This window comes from Streptomyces sp. NPDC056061 (assembly GCF_042266885.1).
Lineage (GTDB): Bacteria > Actinomycetota > Actinomycetes > Streptomycetales > Streptomycetaceae > Streptomyces.
The window spans coordinates 47,955-72,258 of sequence record NZ_JBHJWQ010000008.1; the positions used below are offsets into that span (position 1 = coordinate 47,955).

General features: G+C 71.7%; 22 protein-coding genes. 10 read left to right on the plus strand and 12 right to left on the minus strand.

The window, feature by feature from the left end; all coding sequences use genetic code 11:
• Positions 1–153: 153 nt before the first annotated feature.
• Positions 154–1,356 carry a sensor histidine kinase gene (locus ACFC79_RS14620; RefSeq protein ID WP_376239687.1) on the minus strand — a complete coding sequence of 401 codons (1,203 nt, stop codon included), beginning with the start codon at positions 1,354–1,356 and terminating at the stop codon, positions 154–156.
• A 96-nt stretch (positions 1,357–1,452) separates the two neighbouring features.
• Between ACFC79_RS14620 and ACFC79_RS14625 the strand changes: the two genes are divergently transcribed.
• Complete coding sequence (locus ACFC79_RS14625) at positions 1,453–2,517, plus strand: SAM-dependent methyltransferase (RefSeq protein WP_376239690.1); 1,065 nt, start codon at positions 1,453–1,455, stop codon at positions 2,515–2,517.
• A 76-nt stretch (positions 2,518–2,593) separates the two neighbouring features.
• Positions 2,594–3,736, plus strand: a complete 1,143-nt coding sequence (locus ACFC79_RS14630) for an NADH-quinone oxidoreductase subunit D (protein ID WP_376239693.1) — start codon at positions 2,594–2,596, stop codon at positions 3,734–3,736.
• Positions 3,737–3,845: 109 nt separating this feature from the next.
• Here ACFC79_RS14630 and ACFC79_RS14635 read toward each other — a convergent pair whose 3' ends face one another.
• The 4 genes from ACFC79_RS14635 to ACFC79_RS14650 all read right to left on the minus strand — a co-directional run bounded on the left by ACFC79_RS14635 (position 3,846) and on the right by ACFC79_RS14650 (position 7,503).
• Positions 3,846–4,841, minus strand: coding sequence for a hypothetical protein (locus ACFC79_RS14635; protein ID WP_376239695.1), 996 nt, complete (start codon positions 4,839–4,841; stop codon positions 3,846–3,848).
• Positions 4,842–4,998: 157 nt separating this feature from the next.
• Entirely contained in the window at positions 4,999–5,997 is a 999-nt protein-coding gene (locus ACFC79_RS14640) for an ABC transporter substrate-binding protein (RefSeq protein ID WP_376239697.1), read from the minus strand.
• A 93-nt stretch (positions 5,998–6,090) separates the two neighbouring features.
• On the minus strand, positions 6,091–6,765 hold the full coding sequence (locus ACFC79_RS14645; RefSeq protein ID WP_376239700.1) for an ABC transporter permease: 675 nt from the start codon (positions 6,763–6,765) through the stop codon (positions 6,091–6,093).
• 3 nt (positions 6,766–6,768) lie between these two features.
• Positions 6,769–7,503: an ABC transporter permease gene (locus tag ACFC79_RS14650; RefSeq protein WP_376239703.1), complete on the minus strand. Its 735-nt coding sequence runs from the start codon at positions 7,501–7,503 to the stop codon at positions 6,769–6,771.
• A 231-nt stretch (positions 7,504–7,734) separates the two neighbouring features.
• On the opposite strand from ACFC79_RS14650, the gene ACFC79_RS14655 reads away from it, so the two are divergent.
• Positions 7,735–8,943: an ABC transporter ATP-binding protein gene (locus tag ACFC79_RS14655; protein ID WP_376239706.1), complete on the plus strand. Its 1,209-nt coding sequence runs from the start codon at positions 7,735–7,737 to the stop codon at positions 8,941–8,943.
• Between the two features lie 79 nt (positions 8,944–9,022).
• Here the strand turns inward: ACFC79_RS14655 and ACFC79_RS14660 are convergent, their stop codons facing one another.
• Positions 9,023–10,144 (minus strand): alpha/beta hydrolase, encoded by a 1,122-nt coding sequence (locus ACFC79_RS14660; RefSeq protein WP_376239709.1) that lies wholly within the window; start codon positions 10,142–10,144, stop codon positions 9,023–9,025.
• Between the two features lie 140 nt (positions 10,145–10,284).
• Between ACFC79_RS14660 and ACFC79_RS14665 the strand changes: the two genes are divergently transcribed.
• The 6 genes from ACFC79_RS14665 to ACFC79_RS14690 all read left to right on the plus strand — a co-directional run bounded on the left by ACFC79_RS14665 (position 10,285) and on the right by ACFC79_RS14690 (position 15,580).
• The gene (locus tag ACFC79_RS14665) at positions 10,285–12,138 is read left to right on the plus strand and encodes a phosphatidylglycerol lysyltransferase domain-containing protein (RefSeq protein ID WP_376239712.1); all 1,854 of its coding nucleotides are present in this window, start codon (positions 10,285–10,287) and stop codon (positions 12,136–12,138) included.
• A gap of 121 nt (positions 12,139–12,259) precedes the next feature.
• Entirely contained in the window at positions 12,260–13,057 is a 798-nt protein-coding gene (gene folP, locus ACFC79_RS14670; protein WP_376240170.1) for a dihydropteroate synthase, read from the plus strand.
• A complete protein-coding gene (locus ACFC79_RS14675) occupies positions 13,054–13,536 on the plus strand; it encodes a nuclear transport factor 2 family protein (protein WP_376239715.1) in 483 nt (160 codons plus the stop codon). The genes folP and ACFC79_RS14675 overlap by 4 nt, the downstream gene beginning before the upstream one ends.
• Before the next feature lie 285 nt (positions 13,537–13,821).
• Positions 13,822–14,181 carry a dihydroneopterin aldolase gene (folB, locus tag ACFC79_RS14680; protein WP_376239718.1) on the plus strand — a complete coding sequence of 120 codons (360 nt, stop codon included), beginning with the start codon at positions 13,822–13,824 and terminating at the stop codon, positions 14,179–14,181.
• Entirely contained in the window at positions 14,178–14,786 is a 609-nt protein-coding gene (gene folK / locus ACFC79_RS14685) for a 2-amino-4-hydroxy-6-hydroxymethyldihydropteridine diphosphokinase (protein ID WP_376239721.1), read from the plus strand. The genes folB and folK overlap by 4 nt, the downstream gene beginning before the upstream one ends.
• 311 nt (positions 14,787–15,097) lie before the next feature.
• The gene (locus tag ACFC79_RS14690) at positions 15,098–15,580 is read left to right on the plus strand and encodes a DUF3180 domain-containing protein (RefSeq protein ID WP_376239724.1); all 483 of its coding nucleotides are present in this window, start codon (positions 15,098–15,100) and stop codon (positions 15,578–15,580) included.
• A gap of 125 nt (positions 15,581–15,705) precedes the next feature.
• On the opposite strand, the gene folE is transcribed toward ACFC79_RS14690, so the two are convergent.
• From folE to dacB, 6 genes are all read right to left on the minus strand, one after another.
• On the minus strand, positions 15,706–16,311 hold the full coding sequence (folE, locus tag ACFC79_RS14695; RefSeq protein WP_376239727.1) for a GTP cyclohydrolase I FolE: 606 nt from the start codon (positions 16,309–16,311) through the stop codon (positions 15,706–15,708).
• Between the two features lie 144 nt (positions 16,312–16,455).
• On the minus strand, positions 16,456–18,486 hold the full coding sequence (gene ftsH / locus ACFC79_RS14700) for an ATP-dependent zinc metalloprotease FtsH (RefSeq protein ID WP_376239730.1): 2,031 nt from the start codon (positions 18,484–18,486) through the stop codon (positions 16,456–16,458).
• A gap of 367 nt (positions 18,487–18,853) precedes the next feature.
• Positions 18,854–19,393: a hypoxanthine phosphoribosyltransferase gene (hpt, locus tag ACFC79_RS14705; RefSeq protein WP_376240173.1), complete on the minus strand. Its 540-nt coding sequence runs from the start codon at positions 19,391–19,393 to the stop codon at positions 18,854–18,856.
• 101 nt (positions 19,394–19,494) lie between these two features.
• Positions 19,495–20,577 carry a tRNA lysidine(34) synthetase TilS gene (gene tilS, locus ACFC79_RS14710; protein WP_376239733.1) on the minus strand — a complete coding sequence of 361 codons (1,083 nt, stop codon included), beginning with the start codon at positions 20,575–20,577 and terminating at the stop codon, positions 19,495–19,497.
• A 200-nt stretch (positions 20,578–20,777) separates the two neighbouring features.
• On the minus strand, positions 20,778–21,908 hold the full coding sequence (locus ACFC79_RS14715; protein WP_376239735.1) for a zinc-dependent metalloprotease: 1,131 nt from the start codon (positions 21,906–21,908) through the stop codon (positions 20,778–20,780).
• Positions 21,909–22,010: 102 nt separating this feature from the next.
• Entirely contained in the window at positions 22,011–23,498 is a 1,488-nt protein-coding gene (gene dacB, locus ACFC79_RS14720; protein ID WP_376239738.1) for a D-alanyl-D-alanine carboxypeptidase/D-alanyl-D-alanine-endopeptidase, read from the minus strand.
• A gap of 86 nt (positions 23,499–23,584) precedes the next feature.
• Here dacB and ACFC79_RS14725 point away from each other — a divergent pair, with 86 nt between their 5' ends.
• Complete coding sequence (locus tag ACFC79_RS14725) at positions 23,585–24,079, plus strand: inorganic diphosphatase (protein ID WP_376240175.1); 495 nt, start codon at positions 23,585–23,587, stop codon at positions 24,077–24,079.
• Positions 24,080–24,304: the final 225 nt, after the last annotated feature.

A 24,304-nucleotide genomic window follows, 5' to 3' on the forward strand; every position in this document is an offset into this window, starting at 1 on the left:
TCCGAATGGACCGGTGTTCCCGGCACGTGCGGTGTTCCTGGTGCGTGCAGTCTTCCCGGTGCGTGCAGTCTTCCCGGTCGTGCGGTGCGGTCGTCCGCAGGGCCGTGAGCCGCCGGACCCGAAAGCCTCCCGGCCCCGGTGCCGCTCCCGGCGCTAACGGGCCGGTTTGAGCGGCAGCAGCGCACTGATCCGGAAGCCGCCGCCGGGCCGGGGCCCGGCGTCCAGCGTGCCGCCGACCATGCCGACCCGTTCACGCATCCCGATCATCCCGTGTCCCGCACCGTCGGCGCCCCCGTCCTCGTACAGCTCGTGCGAGGCGCCCCGGCCGTCGTCCTCGACGAGCAGCCCGAGGCCGTCGTCGAAGTAGACGAGCCGCACGCTGGCCCCGGCGTCCGGGCCGCCGTGCTTGCGGGTGTTCGTCAGCGCCTCCTGCACGATGCGGTACGCGGTGAGCTCGACGCCGCTGGGCAGTGGGCGCGGGGTGCCCTCGATCTTGAAGTCGACGGTGAGCCCGGCCTGCCGGACCTGCTCGATCAGGACCTCGATCTGGTCCACGTCCGGCTGCGGAACGTACTCCCCGGCCTCCTCGGCGTCACCGGTCCGCAGCACCCCGAGCAGTCGCCGCATCTCGGCGAGGGCCTGCCTGCCGGTGCCGGAGATGATCTCCAGGGCCTGCCTGGCCTGGTCAGGGGCCGCGTCCATGACGTACGCCGCGCCGTCGGCCTGCACCACCATCACCGACACGTTGTGCGCGACCACGTCATGCAGCTCACGGGCGATACGGGCCCGCTCGGCCGCCACCGCCACCTTCGACTGCGCCTCGCGCTCCCGCTCCAGCCGCGCGGCACGCTCCTCCAGCTGGGTGAGGTAGGCGCGACGGGTCCGCATCGAGTCGCCGAGCACCCATGCCAGCACGAACGGCACGGTCATCACGACGCCCATGAAGGTCTGCTGCGCCAAGCCGACGTCCGACTCCGGCTGCGACCAGCGCAGCTGCGCGAGCCCGGCCGCGCACAGGCTGCAGACCAGGGCGAGCCGCGACGCCCAGCGCTCCCCGATGGCGGCGACGGTGAAGACGATCACCAGCATCGCGAAGTTCATGGGGCCCGGCCTGACGCCGAACAGCATCTGCGCGAGGCCCGCCCCGATGGTGAGCAGCAGCATCTTCTCGGGTGCGCGGCGGCGCAGCGCCACGACGGTGCACAGGCCGAGAACGATCAGCACGGCCACCGGCAGACGGGTTCCGCGCCACGGTTCTGCCACCACCGTCAGGCCGGAGAGCCCGAGGAGGAAGACAGCCCAGAAGGTGTCGACGCCCGTCGGGTGTCTGCGGAGAAGGTCGTAGAGACGCTGCACGTGGCCCAGCGTAGGGAAAGGCGGAAGGCGGGCGGGTCAGCCGAAGGGCCGATCCGGCTTCCGGGGCCGTACTCCCCAAGGTGGAGACTGGGGAACGTGATGGAGGAGTGGCGTGGGTGGCGGGAGGCGGCCGAGGCCGCCCTGTACGGGGAAACGGGGTTCTACCGGAGTCCCGAGGGGCCGGCCGGGCACTTCCGCACCTCGGTCCACGCGTCCCCGCTGTTCGCCTCCGCCGTCGCCCGGCTGCTGGTGCGGACGGCGCGGGAGCTGGGCACCGACGAGGTCGACCTGGTCGACGTCGGGGCGGGGCGCGGTGAGCTGCTGACCGGGGTGCTGGCGGCGCTGCCGGACGAGGGCGCCGACGGGCTCGTGGTGCGGGCGTGCGCCGTGGAACGCGCCGCCGCGCCGGACGGTCTCGATCCCCGGATCGAGTGGTGCGCCGAACCGCCGGAACACATCTGCGGGCTGCTGTTCGCCAATGAGTGGCTGGACAACGTGCCGACCGATGTCGCCGAGACGGACGCGGACGGCGTCGACCGCTATGTCCTGGTCCGGGCCGCGGACGGTGCGGAGCGGCTGGGCGAGCCGGTGACCGGGGCCGACGCGCGGTGGCTGCGGCGGTGGTGGCCGTCGGACGGACCGGGCCGCCGGGCGGAGATCGGACGCCCGCGCGACGAGGCGTGGGCGCGGGCGGTGTCCACGCTGGACGGCGGGCTCGCGGTCGCGGTGGACTACGCCCACGAGCTCGGGGCGCGGCCCCCCTTCGGGACGCTCACCGGCTTCCGTTCGGGCCGCGAGGTGCGGCCGGTGCCGGACGGCAGCTGCGACCTCACCTCGCACGTGGCGCTGGACGCCTGCGCGGCGGCCGGGGCGCCGGGCGGGCCGGGCACGGATGCCGGACCGGCGGTCCGGCACCGGCCCGAGGTGCTGACGCAGCGCGAGGCGCTGCACCGCCTCGGCATCGACGGCGCCCGCCCGCCCCTGACCCGGGCGTCGACCGACCCGGCCGGGTACGTACGGGCCCTGGCCGCGGCGGGCGAGGCCGCGGAGCTGACGGCCCGGGGCGGCCTCGGCGACTTCGGCTGGCTGATGCAACGCGTCGACCGGGCGGACCGCGAGCACCGTCCACGGCCCGCGCACCACCCCGCGCACACGGGCTGAGCGGCACGGGGAGCGGGGTCCGTACCCCGCACCACCCACCGCCTCGTCACCCCGCCGTTCAGGGAATACTGGCCGCATGACGGAGACGACAGTCGGCATCGGCGGCGCGGCGGAGAGCACCGACATGGTGCTCAACATCGGTCCTCAACACCCCTCCACCCACGGCGTGCTCCGTCTGCGCATCGTCCTCGACGGCGAGCGCGTCCAGCAGGCCGAACCGGTCATCGGCTACATGCACCGGGGCGCGGAGAAGCTGTTCGAGGCCCGCGACTACCGGCAGATCGTGATGCTCGCCAACCGTCACGACTGGCTGTCGGCGTTCTCCAACGAACTGGGCGTCGTCATGGCCGTCGAGCGGATGCTCGGCATGGAGGTCCCGGAGCGCGCGGTCTGGACGCGGACCCTGCTCGCCGAGCTGAACCGCATCCTGAACCACCTGATGTTCCTCGGCTCGTACCCGCTCGAACTCGGCGGGATCACCCCGGTGTTCCACGCCTTCCGCGAGCGCGAGGAGCTCCAGACCGTGATGGAGGAGATCTCCGGCGGCCGGATGCACTACATGTTCAACCGGGTCGGTGGCCTCAAGGAGGACCTCCCCGCGGGCTGGCTCGGCCGTGCCCGGGACGCGGTCGCCTCGGTCCGGTCCCGGATGGACGTGTACGACGACCTGGTGCTCGGCAACGAGATCTTCCGGGGCCGCACCCGCGGCGTGGGGGTGCTGTCCGCCGAGGCCGTGCACGCGTACGGCGTGTCCGGGCCGATCGCCCGCGCCTCGGGCGTCGACTTCGACCTGCGGCGCGACGAGCCGTACCTCGCCTACGGGGAGCTCGGCGACACGCTGCGGGTCGTCACCCGCGCCGAGGGCGACTGCCTGGCCCGCTTCGAGTGCCTGCTGGAGCAGACGCACAACTCCCTGGACCTGGCGGACGCCTGCCTGGACCGGATGGACGGCCTCGCCCCCGGCCCGATCAACCAGCGGCTGCCCAAGGTGCTGAAGGCCCCCGAGGGCCACACCTACGCCTGGACCGAGAACCCGCTGGGCATCAACGGCTACTACCTGGTGTCCAAGGGTGAGAAGACCCCGTACCGGCTGAAGCTGCGCTCCGCCTCGTACAACAACATCCAGGTGCTCGGCGAGCTGCTGCCCGGAACGCTGGTCGCCGACATGGTGGCGATCCTGGGCTCGCTCTTCTTCGTCGTCGGCGACATCGACAAGTAGGCCGCCGTCCCGTGGGCCGGCCCACGGAACGCCCGCCGCCGTCCGCGCGAGGCGCGCGGACGGCGGCGGGCGGTGCACGGCACCCGGCGGGCGGCGGCCCGCCGCGCAGCTACGAGATCGCGCTGCGCAGCTCCCCCATGTCCAGCTGCTCCGTCTCGTCGTGGGCGGTCAGGTCGATGACCTTGCCGACGGCCCGGTTGCCGTCGGTGCCCGTGCGGTGCGCGGCCAGGGCCTCCTCGCCCACCACGTCCGCGAGGTCCTCGTTCTGCACGGACTCGATCGCGGCGCGTGCCTTCTGCGTACCGAAGAAGTCGAAGCTGCCCTGCGGCACCTGCTGGCGCCGCGGTGCCGCGTCCGGGGCGACCGGACTGGCGGCCGGCACCGGGCGGGCCGCGGGCAGTGCGGCGGACTGCCGGGGCGCGGGAAGCGCGGTCGGCGGGCGGAGGTGCTTCGCCGCGGACGCGTCCGCGGCCACCGCGTGCCTCCCGCCGCGCTCCTCCGCCTCCCGGGCCCGCTCCCTCGCCTGCTCGGCGATACGACGGGCCTCCTGGAGCGCCCCGTTGCGCGACAGGTCCTCCAGCGCCTGGGCGGCACGCAGGTAGGAGGCCGGGGTCGGGGTGCTGCGCGCGGGCGGCAGTTCCTTGGGACCGGCGGCTTCGAGCGCGAGCTGCCGACGCCCCTCCAGCGCGCTGGCCCGCCCGGTCTCGGCGTTGGCGTACCGGCGCAGCAGTGCGGCGTGCTCGCCGCGCAGATTGGCGAGCTCCACCCGCTTGCGCCGCAGCTTCGTCTCCAGCCGGTGGCGCAGTTCCCGCGCCTCGTCCAGGTCGGACTCCAGCTCGGCGGTCCGCTCCTCGGCCCGCCACTCGTCACGGGCACGGGCCCGCTTCAGCTCCGCGACACGACGGTCCGCCTCCCGGTCCCACCTGCGCATCAGGTACGCACCCGTGACGGCGGCGGCCGCCGCAACGGCCGTCAGACCGCGCAGGACCAGAGGCTCGGCGAGCAGCCAGGCGCCCGCGGCACACAGAATCGGAACCCCGGCGACGGCCGAGGGCGGAAGGATTCTGTGCAGCGGTGACGAATGGCGATGACGTCCACGTGGCATGGCCTGAAATTTACCGTGTGCAGCAGGCACGTGGGGGACCGCCCGCCAATCTGTTCCCTGCCGGTTACCTGACACCCCTCTGTCACCCCGATTCCCTACGGCGTTCCCGCTTCCCTCGTTCCCGCTCCGCCCATCTCCTTCATCACCGTTTCGTTCCTCACCCCTTGCCGATGAGTCCCTTGGACCGCAGATAGTCCTCGGCCACGTCGGCGGGCTTTGCGCGCTCCGCGTCGACCTTGCGGTTGAGTTCCGCGAGGTCCGCGGTGGTGAGTGCCTTGGTGATCTTGCCGAGTGCGTCGGCGACGTCCTGCGAACCCGCGTCCTTCGCATTGACGACCGGCAGAACGTTGTCCGCGTTCTGGAGCTTCTTGTCGTCCTCCAGGAAGACCAGGCCATAACTGTCCAGCACGGCGTCCGTGGTGGTGGTGAGGACCAGGTGGTCCTTGCCGTCCTCGACCGCCTGCTTGGACTGGGGCGTGCCGACTCCCTTGGGGTCGACACCGGTGACATTGATGCCGTACGTCTTTTCCAGACCGGGCGCGCAGAACGGCCGCACCTCGCACTCGTCGCCTGCGGCGATCTTCACTGCGGTCTTCGACCTGCCGAGATCCGAAAGCGTCTTCAGCTTGTGCTCGGCGGCGAATTCCTTGCTCACCGCGAAAGCGTTCTGGTCGACGGCCGCGCCGAACGGAAGCACCTTCAGTCCGCGCGGTGCGGCGAGCTTCTCCAGCGCCGCGACCGTGGCGGCCGCGTCACCGGAGGCGACCGGCTTCTGCGCGGCCGCCTTCGCCCCGTTCGCCTTCGCATTGAGGAATTCGGCGATCGTCGCGGCGTATTCCGGGACGACGTCGATCTCGCCCTTCTCCAGGGAGGGTTCGTACAGTTCCCGGTTGGCCACGGTCGTGACGGAGGTGCGGTATCCGGCGTCGGCGAGGATCCGCGCGTACAGCTCCGCGAGCACCTTGGACTCGGTGAAGGAGGCGGCGCCGACGACCAGCGAGCCCTTCTTGCCGGAGCCGCCGGATCCGTCCGAGCCCCCGGCGGCGGCCGAGCCGCCCTTGTTCTCCTCCAGGCTGTCGCCGCCGCAGGCGGCGAGCGAACCCGCCAGTGCGACCGCGCCGATGACCGCGCCGACCACGCGCGAGGACTTTCTCATCGTTGTTGTTCTCCGTCCGCAGCGACAGGGCTGCACGAGATGGAAATGGAACAGGACTGTGGGCAGGAGCGGGGGCGGGGCGCCGGAGGGCCGTCATGCCGTCCCGCGGCGGCGCAGGGGCGACAGCATCCGGTCCAGCAGCACCAGTGCCCCCTCCACCAGCAGGGCGAGCAGGGCGACCAGCAGCGCCCCCGCCACCACCTGCGGTGTGTTGTACGTGTTGAAGCCGGCGGTGATGATCCGGCCGAGGCCGCCCTGGCCGACCATCGCGGCGATCGTCGCCGTGGCCACCACCTGGACCGCCGCCGACCGGAGGCCGGTCATGATCATCGGATGGGCCAGGGGGAGTTCGACCCGCAGGAAGAGCTGCCCGCCGGACATCCCCATGCCCCGTGCGGCCTCGACCACCGAACGGTCGACCTCCGTCATCCCCACGTAGGCGTTGGTGAGCAGCGGCGGCACGGCGAACAGCACGAGCGCGGTGACCGTGGGGACGTACCCGGCGTTGCGCAGCGGCGACACCATGAAGAGGGCCAGCACCGCGAAGACCGGGATCGCCCGCCCCACGTTGGAGATGTTGACGGCGAGTGCACCCCCCTTCCCGATGTGCCCGAGGTACAGCGCGAGCGGCAGCGCGAGCGCGCAGGCCACGAGGAGCGCGACCCCGCTGACGTAGAGGTGCTCGACGAGCCGGTGGGCGGCTCCGCTCTCCCCCGTCCAGTTCGCCCCGGTGGTGAGCCAGGTCCACGCCTGACCGAGAACTCCCATGGTTCAGACCGCCTTTGCCGCGGTGTCGGCGGAGCCGGCCGTTCCGGCACCGGCGCCCCCGGACCCGCCGCCCATCCGGGTCCAGGGGGTCAACAGGCGCTGGAGACCCAGCAGGAGCAGATCGGCGACGACCGCGAGCAGGACGCACAGCACCGAGGCGGTGAGCACCTGGGCCTTGAAGAAGCTGGGCAGGGCGTCCCCGATCAGGTTGCCGAGACCGCCCCTGCCGATGATCGAACCGACCGTGGTCAGGGCGACCGTCGAGACCGTGGCGATGCGCAGGCCCGCCATCACCGCGGGCAGGGCGAGGGGGAGTTCGACCTCCCACAACAGCCGGAACGGCCCGTAGCCCATTCCCCGCGCGGCCTCCTTCGCCTCCTGCGGCACCGCTTCGAGACCGGCCAGGATGTTCCGGACGAGGATGGTCAGCGAGTACAGCACGAGGCCGGTGACGACCAGCGCCGCGGACAGCCCGAAGAACGGCAGCAGCAGCGAGAACATGGCCAGCGACGGCACCGTGTAGAGCACCGTCGTCAGCCCGAGGACCGCCCCGGCGAAATGGCGGCCGCGGCGGGCCAGCAGCGCCAGCGGAAATGCCACCAGCAATCCGATCAGCACCGACGCCGCCGTGATCCCCACATGCTGGATCGTCGCGTCGATCAACTCCTGGCTGCGGGAACGGAGATACTCCCCGCAGATCCAGTCGTTCGTCACCATGCAGTTCTGCGCGGCAGCCATCCGTCCCCCACCTCCCGTTCACCGCCTCGTCACGACGTACGCCGGAACACCCGCACCGGGACGCACCGATTGCGCCGCGCCGATTGCTCCGGCGTACCGAATACCCCGGAGCGGCCGGTGTACTCGAAGTCGCCGATGTCCGGCGACCCTATCCCCGACCACCGACAATCGCCGAGGCCGTTTTGTTCCAGCAACATGTCCTTCACAGAACACCCGCGACAATGGGGAACCATGATCCGTTTCGAGCATGTCACCAAGCGGTACACGGACGGCACCACCGCCGTCGACGACCTTTCCTTCGAGGTCGCCGAGGGTGAACTGATCACGCTCGTCGGACCGTCGGGCTGCGGCAAGACAACCACCATGAAGATGGTGAACCGGCTGATCGAACCGACCGAGGGGCGGATATTCCTCGACGGGGAGGACATATCCGCCATCGACCCCGTCCAACTGCGCCGCCGTATCGGGTACGTGATCCAGCAGGTGGGCCTCTTCCCGCACCGCACGATCCTGGAAAACACCGCGACGGTGCCCCATCTCCTGGGCTGGAAAAGGCAAAAGGGCAGGGAGCGCGCGGCGGAACTCCTCGAACTGGTCGGACTCGACCCCTCCGTATATGGCGGCCGCTATCCGGAACAGCTCTCCGGCGGTCAGCGCCAACGCGTGGGCGTGGCAAGGGCGCTGGCGGCCGACCCGCCGGTACTGCTGATGGACGAGCCTTTCGGCGCGGTCGATCCCGTCGTCCGGGAACGGCTGCAGAAAGAATTCCTGAAACTCCAGGCGCAGGTCCGCAAAACCGTCCTGTTCGTCACGCACGACATCGAGGAGGCCGTCCGGCTCGGCGACCGCATCGCCGTCTACGGACAGGGCACCATCGAGCAGTTCGACGCACCGGCGGCCGTGCTCGGCGCGCCCGCCACGCCCTACGTCGCGGACTTCGTGGGCGCCGACCGCGGCCTCAAGCGGCTCTCGGTGACCCCCATCGAGAAGGGCGACCTCGACCAGCCGCCGGTGGTCCATCTCGACGATTCCCTGGACCGGGCCACCGAGCGACTGCGGGCCGAGGGCGCGCGCTGGGCGGTCGTGCTGGACGCGGAGGACAACCTGCACGGCTGGATCCCGGCCGACCGGCCCACCGCCGCGGGCACCACCGGCCCGGCCCCCGGCACCGGGGACACGGTCCGGGCGCACGCCCGGCGGATGGAGGCGTGGCTCCCGGTCGGCGCCCCGCTCAAGCAGGCGTTCGCCACCATGCTCCAGCACGACGCGGGCTGGATCGCCGTCATCGACGAGGAGGGGACCGGTCGCTTCCTCGGCGTGCTCACCCCGGCCCGGCTCCACGAGGCGCTGCGCCGCTCCATCGACGCCGACGCGCAGGACGTGCCGCGTGCGGCGGTGGCGGTCGAGTCCGTGGGAAGCCTCGCCGGGCCGGAACGGTGACGCCGCCCCGCCCTGCCGGGCACCGTCGGCCGGGTGACGCGCCCCCGCCTGCCGGGCGCCGCCCGCCGACGCGCGGTCGTCAGCCGTCGCTGAGCCGGCTGCTCATCCAGTCCAGCGTCGACGGTATCTCCCGTCGCCAGGTGTTGAAGTTGTGCCCGCCGCTTTCCAGCACGATCGACGAGACGCGGGCCGGCGCCTTCACCTTGCCGATGAAGCGCTGCGTGGAGCGGTAGTTCCCCTCGCCCTGCCTGGAGGTCGTGACCAGGAAGGACCCGGCGGGCTGCGGCAGGTGGTCCAGACTCCACATCAGATCGGCCCGCTTGCGGGCCCGCTGGTCGCCGTGGAAGAGGTCACCGGTCGTCGGGTCCTCCGCCGCCTTGTAGTACGCGGAGAGCCCGGCGCTGGCGGCGAACCGGTCGGGGTGGTGGAACCCGATCTTCAGCGCACAGTACCCGCCGGTCGAATTGCCCATGATGCCCCAGTTCCGCGACTGCGTGCCGACCCGGTACATGTCCGAGACCGCCTGCGGCAGATCCTCGGCGAAGAACGTCTCGGTCTGCGGTCCGTCCTTGATGTCGACGCACTCGGTGTCCCTCGGCGGCGCGACCGTCGGCCGCAGCATCACCAGGATCATCGGCTGCGCCCGCCCCGCCTTCACCCGCTCGTGCGCCGTCTGCGGGTACCGGAGCCCCTTCAGGAGGTTCTCCGCCGTTCCGGGGTAGCCGGTGAGCACGACGACCGCCGGGAACTTCCGCTGGGCGAAAGCGGGCTGGAAGTACTCCGGCGGGAGGTACACGTACGCCGGACTGTCGATCTTCGACTTCCGGCCCGCTATCACCACCTTGTCTATGCGCCCGGCCCTGGCGGGGCGCATGCTGCCGGGCACTCCGGTGTGCTGCATCCCGATCCGGGCGATGTTCCCGGACGCCGCGCTTTTGACCGCGTGGTCAATGACCGTGCCCATCTCCTGCTCCTGGCCGAGCAGATCCGCCCAGGAACCGTAGAAGAGGAAGGAGTTGTTGGCCGCCAGGCCGGCGGAGGCGAAGATCATCACCTGGGTCACGAACAGCAGCCCCACCCTGCCGAACACCGCCGAGACGCTGCGCCGGGCCAGCCGGGGCCAGAGCCAGACCGTCGCGGCGAAGGAAACCGCGGCCAACAGGATGACCACGGCCAGAAGCGTCTTGCTGGTGAGACCCATGGTGGGGTGAGCTTTCTTGTCTGGAAATTTCCGTTCGGCGGGTGAACCCTCCGGCCGGAAGCCTCGTCCTACAGAGCGCACATCGTCCGAACGGCCTCGGCCGAAGGACTCAGGAATCTCTCGCGGAGCCACGGGAAGCGATGTCTGTCACGCTAGATGGGGATAAATCAGGATCGGTTCCGAGTCCCGCACGCGACTTCGTACGCAAGTTCGCACGCGGTCCTCGTCCCGAGACCGTGCCGACACTGATCGGTACCGCCTGCACCGTCGTCGGCCTGATCGATGTGGCCGCAGGAGTCTTCCCGCGCTTCCGGCACAGCCGGATGCACAGCCTCGCCGAAGTACTCCCCGGCGCCCTCGGGCCGTTCGCCGCCGCGCTCTCGCTGAGCGCCGGCGTCCTGCTGCTGCTCCTCGCCCACGGCCTCAAGCGGCGCAAGCGGCGGGCCTGGCGGGCCGCCGTGGTGCTGCTGCCGGCCGGTGCGCTGGCGCAGTTCGCCTACCGGCACTCGGTCATCGGCACGCTCGTCTCCCTGGCGCTCTGCCTGCTGCTGGTCCGCCACCGCGGCGAGTTCGCCGCACTGCCCGACCCCAGGAGCCGCTGGCGGGCGCTCGCCAACTTCGTCCTGCTCGGCGCCGGTTCGCTCGGCCTGGGCCTGGTCGTCGTCAGCGTCCACCCGGGCCGGGTCGTGGGCAGCCCCAGCATCACCGACCGGCTCCAGCACGTGCTGTACGGGCTGTTCGGCGTCGAGGGCCCCATGGACTACGCCGGGGACACCTCCTGGACCGTGGGGTACTCGCTCGGCGCCCTCGGTCTGCTGACCGCCGTCACCACCATCTACCTCGCCTTCCGTCCCGAGCACCCGGCCGCCCGCCTCACCGAGGACGACGAGACCCGGCTGCGCGCCCTGCTGGCGAAGCACGGCGGCCGGGACTCGCTGGGCCACTTCGCACTCCGCCGCGACAAGGGCGTCGTCTTCTCGCCGAGCGGCAAGGCCGCCGTCTGCTACCGCGTGGTGTCCGGGGTGATGCTGGCGAGCGGCGACCCGATCGGCGACGTGGAGGCATGGCCCGGCGCCATCGAGCGCTTCATGGACGAGGCGCGGGCCCACTCCTGGACCCCCGCCGTGATGGGGTGCAGCGAGACCGGCGGCGAGGTCTGGACCCGCGAGACCGGGCTCCTGGCACTGGAGCTCGGCGACGAGGCGGTGGTGGACGTCGCGGATTTCTCGCTCGCCGGGCGCCCGATGCGCAACGTGCGCCAGATGGTGAAGCGCATCGAACGGCTCGGCTACGAGACCCGCGTCCGGCGCGCGAGTGACATCGGCGAGGAGGAGCTGGCCCGCATCCGGCAGGCCGCCGCCGACTGGCGCGGCACCGACAACGAGCGCGGCTTCTCCATGGCGCTGGGCCGGATCGGCGACCCGGCCGACGGGGACTGCGTCATCGCCACCGCCCACAAGTCCGACGAGGACACCGCCGACTCCCCGTACGGCGATCTGAAGGCCGTGCTCCACTTCGTTCCGTGGGGCCGCGACGGCATGTCCCTGGAGCTGATGCGCCGCGACCGCGCCGCCGACCCCGGCATGAACGAACTGCTGATCGTCGCCTCGCTCCAGGCCGCCCCGCAGCTGTCCGTCGCCCGGGTCTCGCTGAACTTCGCGATGTTCCGTTCGGCACTGGCCCGCGGCGAGAAGCTGGGCGCGGGACCGGTGCTGCGGCTCTGGCGCGGACTGCTGATCTTCCTGTCGCGCTGGTTCCAGATCGAGTCGCTGTACAAGTTCAACGCCAAGTTCCGGCCCCGCTGGGAGCCCCGCTTCGTGGTCTACCGCGCCGCCCGGGACCTGCCCCGGATCTCGCTCGCCGCCATGCGGGCCGAGGGCTTCGTGAACGTCGCGCTGCCGCGCCCCTTCGCCCGCCGGTTCCCCCGGCACCAGCCCCGCCCCTGCGCCCACACCCCGCAGACCGGCCAGGAGCACCACGTCCGCGCGGCGTGACGGGGAGCACTGTGCCCGCGCGGCGTGACGACGCACCGCGCGGGCCTACGCTGGTCGCATGAGTACGTTGCGTGGACGAGGCACGGTCCAGGGCCTGCCGGAGTGGGACCGCTGCGCGGTCATGGGTGTCGTCAATGTGACCCCGGACTCCTTCTCCGACGGGGGCCGCTGGTTCGACACCACGGCCGCGGTCAAACACGGCCTCGACCTGGTCGCCCGCGGTGCCGACCTGATCGATGTCGGCGGCGAGTCGACCCGGCCCGGCGCCAGCCGGGTGGACGCCTCGGAGGAGCTGCGGCGCGTGATCCCGGTGGTCCGCGGCCTGGCGGCCGAAGGGGTCGTGGTCTCCGTGGACACCATGCGGGCCCGGGTCGCCGAGGAGGCCGTCGCCGCCGGGGCCGTCCTGGTCAACGACGTGAGCGGCGGTCTCGCCGACCCGGCCATGGTCGGCGTCGTCGCCGCCGCCGACGTGCCGTTCGTCGTGATGCACTGGCGCGGTTTCAGCGAGTCGATGAACAACCGCGCCGTGTACGGGGACGTGGTCGCCGAGGTCGTCCGGGAGCTGCGCGAGCGGATGGACGCCGTGGTCGCGGGCGGCGTCGCCCCGGAACGGATCGTCATCGACCCCGGCCTCGGCTTCGCCAAGGAGGCCGCCCACGACCTCGCCCTCGTCGCCCACCTCGACGAGCTGCGCGCCCTGGGCCGCCCGCTGCTGGTCGCCGCCTCCCGCAAACGTTTCCTCGGCCACGTGCTGGCCGGCGGGGGTGCGGCGCCGCCGCCCGCCCGGGAACGCGACGCCGCCACCGCGGCCGTCTCCGCGCTCTCCGCCCGCGCGGGCGCCTGGGCCGTCCGGGTCCACGAGGTCCGGGCCACGGCCGACGCCGTGCGGGTGGCCCGCGCCGTCGAGGGCGCCGCGTGAGCGGCCCCCGCGACGAGCACGCGGAGGCCGCCGCCGACATCGCGGCCGTCGAGCAGGCCAACACCGCCTTCTACGAGTCGCTGGAGCACGGCGACCTGGAGGGGCTCTCCGCGCTCTGGCTGCCCGGCGAGGACCTCACCGTCTCCTGCGTCCACCCCGGCTGGCCGGTGCTCACCGGCCGCGGCGAGGTGCTGCGCAGTTACGCCCTGATCATGGCCAACACCGAGTACATCCAGTTCTTCCTCACCGATGTCGTGGTGGCGATGACCGGTGACACGGCCCTGGTGACCTGCACGGAGAACATCCTCAGCGGCGGCCCCGCGGAGGACGGCAACGCGCTCGGGCCCCTGGTCGGCCAGCTCGTCGTGGCCACCAACGTGTTCCGTCGCACCCCCGACGGCTGGAAGCTCTGGTCCCACCACGGCTCGCCCGTGATCGCCGATTCCGACGAGGACGGGGAAGCGCCCTCCCCCTCCTGACCGGGCACGCAGCCCCCTCCCGGCCGGGACGGGAACGGGTCCTTCCGGTCCCGGACAGGGAAGTGAGCGGCACGGAAACGCCGCGCCCGGACGGGATATCTCACTCCACCGGAAGGGTTGGAATTCACGACCGCGGGTAGTAGCGGCTACCAGTCCCGTGAGGTCCTGTCCATAGCCCCCACGGGGGAGCACTGTCAGTGCTCGCAGGTAGATTCGAAAGAGAGCACCTCGCCGTCCGTACGCGGCCACGTGTCTCTACGCCCTACGACAGCAGGAGTGATTCGCGTGGATCGTGTCGCGCTGCGCGGCCTCAAGGCCCGTGGACACCACGGCGTCTTTCCCCGGGAACGGGAAGAGGGCCAGACCTTCATCGTCGACCTGGTGCTCGGCCTGGACACCCGCCCCGCGGCGGCCTCCGACGACCTGACGAAGACCGTGCACTACGGCATCGTCGCCGAGCAGGCCGTCGAGGTCGTGCAGGGCGAGCCCGTCGATCTGATCGAGACGCTCGCGGAGCGCATCGCCCTGAAGTGCCTCGAACACGAAGGAGTCGAGGAGGTGGAGGTGGTGGTGCACAAGCCGGACGCGCCGATCACCGTCCCCTTCGACGATGTCACCATCACGATCACCCGGAGCCGAGTATGACCGCATTTTCCACGCAGGGGCAGAGCGACCCGACCGTGCAGCCGGTGCCCGCCTCCGTGGTCGAGCAGGTGGACGCGGCGGACATCACCCTCTCCAACCCCAAACGCGCCGTGCTCTCCCTGGGCTCCAACCTCGGCAACCGCCTGGAGACCCTCCAGGGGGCCATAGACGCCCTGGAGGACACTCCCGGCCTGCGGGTCAAGGCGGTCTCCCCGGTGTACGAGACGGAGCCCTGGGGCGTCGAGCCCGGCTCCCAGCCCTCGTACTTCAACGCCGTCGTGGTGGTGCGGACGACGCTCCCCCCCACCTCGCTGCTGGAGCGCGGCCAGGCCGTCGAGGAGGGCTTCGGACGCGTCCGCGAGGAACGCTGGGGCCCGCGCACCCTCGACGTCGACATCGTGGCGTACGCGGACGTCGTCTCCGACGACCCGGTGCTCACCCTCCCCCACCCGCGGGCCGGCGAGCGGTCCTTCGTCCTCGCCCCGTGGCACGACGTCGAACCCGACGCGGAGCTGCCCGGTGCCGGGCCCGTGGCGCAGCTGCTGGCCGCCGTCGGCCGGGACGGCGTGCTCCCCCGGCCCGACCTGGAACTCCGACTGCCCTGAGCGCTGTCCCGTACTCCTTGACGGGCGCGCGACGACAGCTACGGCACCTCGCTGCGTTGTCGGAACGTCCACATACATCCGGTATGCGGACGTCCCTCCGCCTTGCGATGCACCGCATCCGACGCCGCGCGCCGACCCACCAAGGATTACGGGACACCGCTTGGTAGTCGATAGGCTCGACGGACACGGGTCCGCGGACGGCAGGCACACCCGTGGGTGCCACCGGCGACCGGGACCACCGGCGACGGACATCACCCGCGGCGGGGAGCCCCCGGCTGCGGGGCCACTGGCGGCGAAGGGCGGATCACTCGGTGAAGCAACTACGGCTCGGGGTACTGATCGGTCTCTTCGCGGCGGCCGGAGTGCTCTCATGGGGCGGCGCCCGCCTCTGGGACTCCCTGGGCAGCCTGCCGGGCATCCCCCTCGCCGCGCCGATCGTGCTCGCGGTGATCGCCGCCGTGCTGTGCGCGGCGGCGCTCTCCATCCGCTCCCGGCTGCGGGCCCAGCGCGAGCGCAGGCCGGGCGCCAAGGGCGTCGAGCCGCTGATGGCTGCCCGGGCGGTCGTCTTCGGCCAGGCCAGCGCGCTGGTCGTCGCCCTGGTCTCCGGGATGTACGGCGGCACGGGCGTCTTCCTGCTCGGCTCCCTCGACGTCCCGGCCCGCCGCGACCAGGCGATCTACGCCGGTCTCGCGGTCCTGGCCGGTGCCGCGGTGGTCGCCGCCGCCCTCTGGCTGGAGCGCATCTGCAAGCTCCCGGAGGACGAGGACGACGACAAGAGCCGTTCCTCGGTCTGATCCCGCCCGGTCCGGGCCCGCCCGGTCCGTTCCCCGGCCCCGCGCACCTCCCGGCCCCGCACGCAGGACCGGGGCTCCGTACGGTGCCCGGCACCGGCCCGACTCTCAGCGGGCCCGGCAGACCCTCAGCGGGCCAGTATCAGGCTCATCGCCTCGGCCCGCGTGGACGCGTCGCGAAGCTGCCCGCGCACCGCCGAGGTGGTCGTCTTCGCGCCCGGCTTGCGGATGCCGCGCACCGACATGCACATGTGCTCCGCCTCGATGACCACGATCGCGCCACGCGCCTCCAGGATGCGCATCAGCGAGTCCGCGATCTGCGTCGTCAGCCGCTCCTGCACCTGCGGACGGCGGGCGAAGACGTCGACGAGGCGGGCGAGCTTCGACAGCCCCGTGATCTTGCCGCTCTCCGCCGGGATGTAGCCGACGTGCGCGACCCCGTGGAACGGGAGCAGGTGGTGCTCGCAGAGGCTGACGATCTCGATGTCCTTCACCAGGACCATCTCGTCGTGCCCCAGGTCGAACGTCGTGGTCAGAACGTCCTCGGGTTCCTGCCGCAGACCCGCCAGGATCTCCTTGTACGCCCGCGCCACCCGTCCCGGCGTCTCGCGCAGTCCCTCGCGGTCCGGGTCCTCGCCCACGGCGAGGAGAAGCTCCCGCACAGCGGCCTCGGCCCGCTTCTCGTCGAACTCGCCGATCGGCCCCTGGCCGTCCAACGTCACCGGGTCGGTCATCTGTGCCTCGTTCCTCTGAGCTGTCACCCGCACACTTCTCGTACGGTCGTACGAAAATGCCGCGCCCCCACAGGCTAAAACCTGCGGGGGCGCGGCATCCATTCCGGTCCCGGCCCGGCCCCCGTGACAGGGGACACACCCGGGTCAGCTCTCCGGGCGGTCCTCCGGGAGCACCTCGGTGGCCGGAACGCTGTCCGTGGGGACGGCCGAGCCGTTCGCCGTGGTGGCTCCGTTGGTGAGGGCGAGCTCCTTCGGCGAGAGCACCGGCGGCCGCGTCGACGGCGTGCGCCGGGCGGAGCCGGTCCACGCCGGACGGGCCGGACGCTTCACGACCGGGGCGAAGATCTCGGCGATCTCCTCCTTGCCGAGGGTCTCCTTCTCCAGCAGCTGGAGAACGAGGTTGTCCAGCACGTCACGGTTCTCGACGAGGATCTCCCACGCGTCGTTGTGGGCGGTCTCGATGAGCTTCTTGACCTCTTCGTCGACGAGGGCCGCGACCTCTTCCGAGTAGTCGCGCTGGTGCCCCATCTCCCGGCCCACGAAGGGCTCGGTGTTGTCGCCGCCGAACTTGATCGCGCCGAGCCGCTCCGTCATGCCGTACTGCGTGACCATCGCGCGGGCCGTGGCGGTGGCCTTCTCGATGTCGTTCGCCGCACCGGTGGTCGGGTCGTGGAAGACCAGCTCCTCGGCCGCGCGCCCGCCCAGCATGTAGGCGAGCTGGTCGAGCATCTCGTTGCGCGTCGTGGAGTACTTGTCCTCCTCCGGGAGCACCATCGTGTAGCCGAGGGCGCGACCGCGGGAGAGGATCGTGATCTTGTGGACCGGGTCCGCCTGCGGAGAGGCCGCCGCGACCAGGGCGTGTCCGCCCTCGTGGTACGCGGTGATCTTCTTCTCCTTCTCGGACATGATCCGGGTCCGCTTCTGCGGGCCCGCCACGACGCGGTCGATGGCCTCGTCGAGCGTCTTGTTGTCGATCAGCTTCTGGTTGCCGCGCGCCGTGAGGAGCGCCGCCTCGTTCAGCACGTTCGACAGGTCGGCACCGGTGAAGCCGGGGGTGCGACGGGCGACGGCGCCGAGGTCGACGTCCTTCGCGACCGGCTTGCCCTTCTGGTGCACCTTGAGGATCTCCAGGCGGCCCTGCATGTCCGGCCGGTCGACCGCGATCTGCCGGTCGAAGCGGCCCGGTCGCAGCAGCGCCGGGTCGAGGATGTCCGGCCGGTTCGTGGCGGCGATCAGGATGACGCCGCCCTTCACGTCGAAGCCGTCCATCTCGACGAGGAGCTGGTTGAGCGTCTGCTCGCGCTCGTCGTGGCCGCCGCCCATTCCGGCACCGCGGTGCCGGCCGACGGCGTCGATCTCGTCGACGAAGACGATCGCCGGGGCGTTCGCCTTGGCCTGCTCGAAGAGGTCGCGGACGCGGCTGGCACCGACACCGACGAACATCTCGACGAAGTCGGAGCCGGAGATCGAGTAGAACGGGACGCCCGCCTCGCCCGCGACGGCGCGCGCGAGCAGCGTCTTGCCCGTACCGGGAGGCCCGTACAGCAGGACACCCTTGGGGATCTTCGCGCCGACGGCCTGGAACTTCGCCGGCTCCTGGAGGAACTCCTTGATCTCCTCCAGCTCCTCGACGGCCTCGTCCGAGCCCGCCACGTCGGCGAAGGTGGTCTTCGGGGTGTCCTTGGTGATGAGCTTGGCCTTGGACTTCCCGAACTGCATGACCCGGGAGCCGCCGCCCTGCATCTGATTCATCAGGAACAGGAAGACGACCACGATGAGGACGAAGGGCAGCAGCGACAGGAGGATCGAGATGAACGGGGACTGCTTCGACGGGGAGACCGTGTAGCCCTTGTCGATCTGGCCGCTCTCGAACTTCTTCTGCAGCGTGTCGGCGAGCTGGACACCCTGGTTGCCGATGTAGTTCGCCTGGAACTTGCTGCCGGACTCGCCCGAGAGCTTCTGGTCCTTCTTCAGCTCGATCTTGATGATCTGTTCGTCACCGGTGGTCAGCTTGGCCTGCGCCACCTGGTCCTTGCTGATCGCCTGGATCACCTTGCCGGTGTCCACCGATTTGTAGCCGCCCGACGAGCCGACGACTTGCATCAACACGACCACGGCGAGGACGGCCAGCACGATCCACATGACCGGCCCACGGAAGTATCGCTTCACGTCCATCCATACGGGGCGATGCCGCCCCGTCCCTCCTGCCCGTAGGTAAATGCTGCTGTGAGAAAAGACTGTTCTTCGGACGGTACCCCAGCATTGTCACCTGCGGCTGCCGGGGACGTCTGTCAAAACCCGCCTTCCACGTCTCAACGACGGGAATCCGGTGAAAGGTTCCCTTACGCCGTATCCGGTGGGGCCGGGCATTCCGGTTCCCGGTGGGCCCGGCCCCACCGGGCAGGCCCGGGGCTACGGGCTACCGGAGCGGCCGGGGACGGCCCCGCGGGGCCGTCGGGCGACGGGGTCACGGCCTGGGGAGCGAGAGGGAGCGGGCTCCCGGCGCCCTCTCGCTCCCCAGGCCGTCAGCCGCCGCAGGCCGTCAGCCGCCGTAGACGTGCGGGGCGAGCGTGCCGACGAAGGGGAGGTTGCGGTACTTCTCCGCGTAGTCCAGCCCGTAGCCGACGACGAATTCGTTGGGGATGTCGAACCCGACCCACTTGCAGTCGAGCGCGACCTTGGCGGCGTCCGGCTTGCGCAGCAGCGTGCAGATCTCCAGCGACGCCGGCTCGCGCGAGCCGAGGTTGGACATCAGCCAGGACAGGGTCAGGCCCGAGTCGATGATGTCCTCGACGATCAGGACGTGCTTGCCCTTGATGTCGGTGTCCAGGTCCTTGAGGATCCGGACGACTCCGGAGGACTGGGTGCCCGCGCCGTACGACGAGACGGCCATCCAGTCCATGGTGACGGGGGTGGACAGCGCGCGCGCCAGGTCCGCCATCACCATCACCGCGCCCTTGAGGACGCCGACGATGAGCAGGTCCTTGCCCGCGTACTCCGCGTCGATCTTCCCGGCCAGCTCGACGAGCTTCGCGTCGATCTCGTCCTTGGTGAGGAGCACCGACTGGAGGTCGGTGCCCATGTCCTTCTCGTTCACCCGCGTCTCTTTCTGTGCCTGCCGGGCCCGGAGGTGGTACCCCGTACCCGGCGCGGCCGCTCGCCTGCGTGTCAGCCGCTCGTGCTTCAGCTCTGCCGAATCACCAGTCTGCCACCCTGACGGCTGGCCTCGACGCGGCCGGGCAGGTTGATGGCCCGCTGGCCGCGCCAGCCGGTGATCAGCCGGTCGACCTCCTCGATGTGCCGGGCGAAGAGCGAACCGGCCGGGGAGCCCGCCTCCATGGCGGCCCGGCGCAGCACCCGGCGGCGCACGGCGGGCGGCAGCGCGTACAGCTTGGCGCACTCCAGCCGCCCCGCCTCGTCGCGGACGGTGCGTTCGGCCTCGGCGGCCCAGGTGTCCAGCGCGTCGGCGTCGTCGCGGGAGAGCTGTGCGGTACGGGCAAGGGCCTCGACGACACCCTTGCCGAGGGCCTTCTCCAGGGCGGGCAGGCCCTCGTGGCGCAGTCGGGAACGGGTGTAGGCGGGGTCGATGTTGTGCGGGTCGTCCCAGACGGGCAGCGCCTGGACGAGGCATGCCTTGCGGGCGGTCTGCCGGTCGAGGTGGAGGAAGGGGCGGCGGTAGCGGCCGGCCGGGCCGGACGCGGCGGCCATGCCGGAGAGGGAACGGATGCCGGAGCCGCGGGCGAGGCCCAGCAGCACCGTCTCCGCCTGGTCGTCGCGGGTGTGGCCGAGCAGGACGGCTGCGGCGCCGTGCCGTTCGGCAGCCGCGTCCAGGGCGGCGTAGCGGGCGTCGCGGGCGGCGGCCTCGGGGCCGCCCGCGTGGCCGACCCGCACGGCGACGGACTCGACCGGGTCGAGCCGCATGGCGGTGAGGCGGTCGACGACTTCGGCGGCCCGGGTGTCGGAGCCGTCCTGGAGGCCGTGGTCGACGGTGATGCCGCCGGCCCGGACGTCGAGTTTGCGCGTCTCGAAGGCGAGGGCGGAGGCGAGGGCCATGGAATCGGCGCCGCCGGAGCATGCGACGAGCACCAGTGGGGTATCGGGGCGTTCGGGGAGTGCGGCGCGATGTCGGCCCGCGCCGGCCTCGGTGAGCTCGGCGTGCGGGGCGCACCGGGCGTGTTCGGCGTTCCTGGTGTGTTCGGTGAGTACGTCGTGGAGTACGCGGCGGACCGCCAGGCGTATCGCCGCGACCGCAGGATGGGGACCCATGTCCGGTGCCCTTCGTGAAGTATCGGGAGGTGCCTCGGAGCGGCGGAACGGTGGTGATTTCCGTCACTCAGAGTGCATCGATGGTGACAGAGGCAGGCCGTCCATCGAGCATTGCACGCCTTCCCATGCCTCTACGGTCCCTCGGATGGGTGATTACCGGCGCGTTTCCGTCCTGTCGCGCGCCGTCCGAGCCGTCGAGATCAGGACTCTGCCTTACGGTGCACCCTCGCGATCCAGTCCTCGGGCTTCGCGATCTCGGACTTGGTCGGCAGGGTGTTCGGTGAGGTCCAGATCCGGTTGAAGCCGTCCATGCCGACCTCGTCGACCACCGCCCGGACGAATCGCTCGCCGTCGCGGTACTGGCGGAGCTTGGCGTCGAGTCCGAGGAGCTTGCGCAGCGCCTGGTCGAGGCGGCTCGCGCCGCGCGCCCGGCGCTGCTGGAACTTCTCCCGGATCTCGGCGACGGAGGAGACGACCTCGGGCCCGACGCCGTCCATCACGTAGTCCGCGTGCCCTTCGAGCAGGGACATCACGGCGGTGAGCCGGCCGAGGATCTCGCGCTGGGCGGGCGTCTGGACGAGCTCGACCAGACTGCTTCCCTCGTCCTCGCCCCGCTCGCCCTCGGGTCGGCCGCCGGCCAGGGACTGGGCGGCCTCGCGGAGCCGTTCCAGCACGGTCATCGGGTCGACGTCGGTCTCTTCGAGGAACGACTGGATCTCGCCCTGGAGGTGGTCGCGGAGCCAGGGCACCCCGGTGAACTGGGTGCGGTGGGTCTCCTCGTGGAGGGCCACCCAGAGCCGGAAGTCGTGCGGGTCGACCGCCAGCTCGCGCTCGACGTGGACGATGTTCGGGGCGACCAGCAGCAGTCGGCCGCCGTCGGCCGCGGCCGGGAACTCGCGGCCCGCGGGGGCGAAGGTCTCGTACTGGCCCAGCACCCGCGAGGCCAGGAACGACAGCAGCATCCCCACCTCGACGCCGGTCACCTTGGAGCCGACCGCGCCGATCACGGCGCCGCCGGGACCGTTGCCACGCCGCTCCCGCATCTTTTCCAGCAGGGGGCGGAGCAGTTCGCGGAAGCCGTCGGCATTGGCCCTGATCCAGCCGGCCCGGTCCACGACCAGGACCGGGGTGTCCTCCGCCTCGGTCCCCTCGGGAATCATGCGGGTGAAGGAACGGACGTGCTCCTCCGCCGCCTTGGCGTGCCGCCGCAGCTCCGCGACGACCTCGCGGGCCTCCTCCCGACCGATCTCGGGCCCCGGCCGGACAAGCCGGGTCGCGGTCGCGACCGCGAGATTCCAGTCGACCATCTCGGCACCACCGACGCTCGTCATGTGTCAACCGTACGTGCTCGGGTCCGTCCGTGGTGGGGTGTTGACCGGGTCATCGGACGGCGGCGGCCGATGCCGCGACCGTCGGTCGGTGCGGGCCTCGGGTCACCGCACCAGGCGGGTGGCGAGGGCGTCGAGGGAGGACTGTGCCTCGGACGGGGAGGTCGTGCCGGATGCCAGGAAGGCAAAGGCGAGCAGTCGGCCCCGCGCGTCGACGACCGTGCCGGCGAGGGAGTTGACCCCTGTCAGGGTGCCGGTCTTGGCCCGGACCAGGCCGGTGCCCGCGGACTTCGCGGTGTAGCGGTCGCTGAGCGTCCCGGTGAACCCGGCCACCGGGAGGCCGGTGAGGACCGGGCGCAGTTCGGGGTGGGCCGGGTCGGCGGCGCTGGCGAGGAGCCCCGCCAGCAGTCCGGCGGTCACCTTGTCCTTCCGGTTCAGCCCGCTGCCGTCGGCGAGGTTCGCGCCGGTCAGCGGCAGGCGGAGTGCGGCGAGCCGTTCCGTGACGGCCCGCCGGGCCCCGGCGAAGTCGGCCGGGGCGCCCGCGGCGACGGCGGTCTGCCGGGCGAGGGCCTCGGCGATGTCGTTGTCGCTGTTGGTCAGGGCGCGTTCGACGAGGGCGGAGAGCGGGGCGGACCGGTGCCGGGCGACGGGCCGGGAGTCGCCGGCCGCGCGGCCGGCGGCCGGGTCGGGCCGGACGGCGATGCCCGCGTCGCCGAGCAGTCCGACGAAGGTGCGGGCGGTGTCACCGGCCGGGTCGTCGCTGCGCGGTGCGGGTCCGCTGTCGCTGCTGTCGAGCCTGCCCTCGTCGGTCATCAGGGCGCTGACGGGCGCGATGTTCTCGTTGGGGCCGATCGGGTGCCGCGCGGGACCGGAGTAGCGGGAGGCGTCGTACACGAGGCGGGCCTCCTTCACGCCCCGGCCCTTCAGCGCGCGGGCGGTGTCGGCGGCGAGCGCGCGCAGTCCCGCCCGGTCGAGGGTGGGGTCGCCGCCGCCGACCAGGGTGAGGGTGCGGGAGTCGGGCGACGCCCGGACCGTCGTGTCGATGCGGTGATCGGGGCCGAGCGCGCTCAGGGCGGCGACCGAGGTCGCGATCTTCACGGTGGAGGCCGGCGTCATGGGCGTGTCGGCACCCTGGGCGTAGAGCCGTTCGCCGGTGGCGACGTCGATGACGACGCCGGTGCGCACGGTGCCCAGGGCGGGGACCTTCATCAGCGGGGCGAGGGCGGTGCCCAGGGCGGTCCGGTCGGGTGCGGTGGCGGCGTCGGGGGCGGAGTTGTCGACCGCGGCGGAGAGGGGGGCCAGAACGGGCGGGGCGCTGGGGGCGGGAGGCTGGCCGCCCGTGCCGACCGCGTGATGTGCGCCACCTGTTCCGCCGCGGGCGGCCACCCAGTCCCGCTCGGCCTTACGCTGACCCGAGTCCCAGGGGCCGGCGGCAAGGGCGACGCCGGCCGCGAGCACCAGACCGAGGCCGGCGGCAACGGCCGTGAACTGCCGGTCGCTCAGTCCGTTCAGCCTGATCGCACCGCCCCGCCGGGCGAGCGCGCCCAGCCTGTCCAGTGGATTGACCGACGGTCTCTTCACCGGCTCGTCCACCGTTGACCAGCCCCTTTCGCGAGCACTCATCTGCGTGGGGGACACTTAATCACCAGTTGTATGTCTTGATCATGGAGGAGCCACCCGTGGAGTTCGACGTCACCATCGAGATCCCGAAGGGTTCGCGGAACAAGTACGAGGTGGACCACGAGACCGGCCGGATCCGCCTGGACCGTCGGCTCTTCACCTCGACGAGCTACCCGGCGGACTACGGATTCGTCGAGAACACCCTCGGCGAGGACGGCGACCCGCTGGACGCGCTGGTCATCCTGGACGAGCCGACCTTCCCGGGCTGCCTCATCAAGTGCCGCGCCATCGGCATGTTCCGGATGACCGACGAGGCGGGCGGCGACGACAAGCTGCTCTGCGTGCCGGCCGGCGACCCCCGGATGGAGCACCTGCGCGACATCCAGGACGTGGCGGAGTTCGACCGCCTGGAGATCCAGCACTTCTTCGAGGTCTACAAGGACCTGGAGCCCGGCAAGTCGGTCGAGGGCGCCGACTGGGTGGGCCGCGCCGAGGCCGAGGCCGAGATCGAGGCCTCCTACAAGCGCCTTGAGGCGCAGGGCAACGCGCACTGACCCGAGGGTCGCGGCCGGGTTCCTCCGGCCGGTTCGCGTGGCACGGTTCCGCGGCGCGGTCGCGTCGCACCCGAACGGTTCGGCAGCGCGGTGCGCCGCCGTACGGCTCCGCGCCGGGAACGGGCGGCACTCCTTTCGACGGGGGGCCGCCCGTTCCGCGTGAACGGGCGGCCCGGCGGCGGCCACGGCCGCTCACACGCGCCCGGGGCCGCACGCCGTGCCACG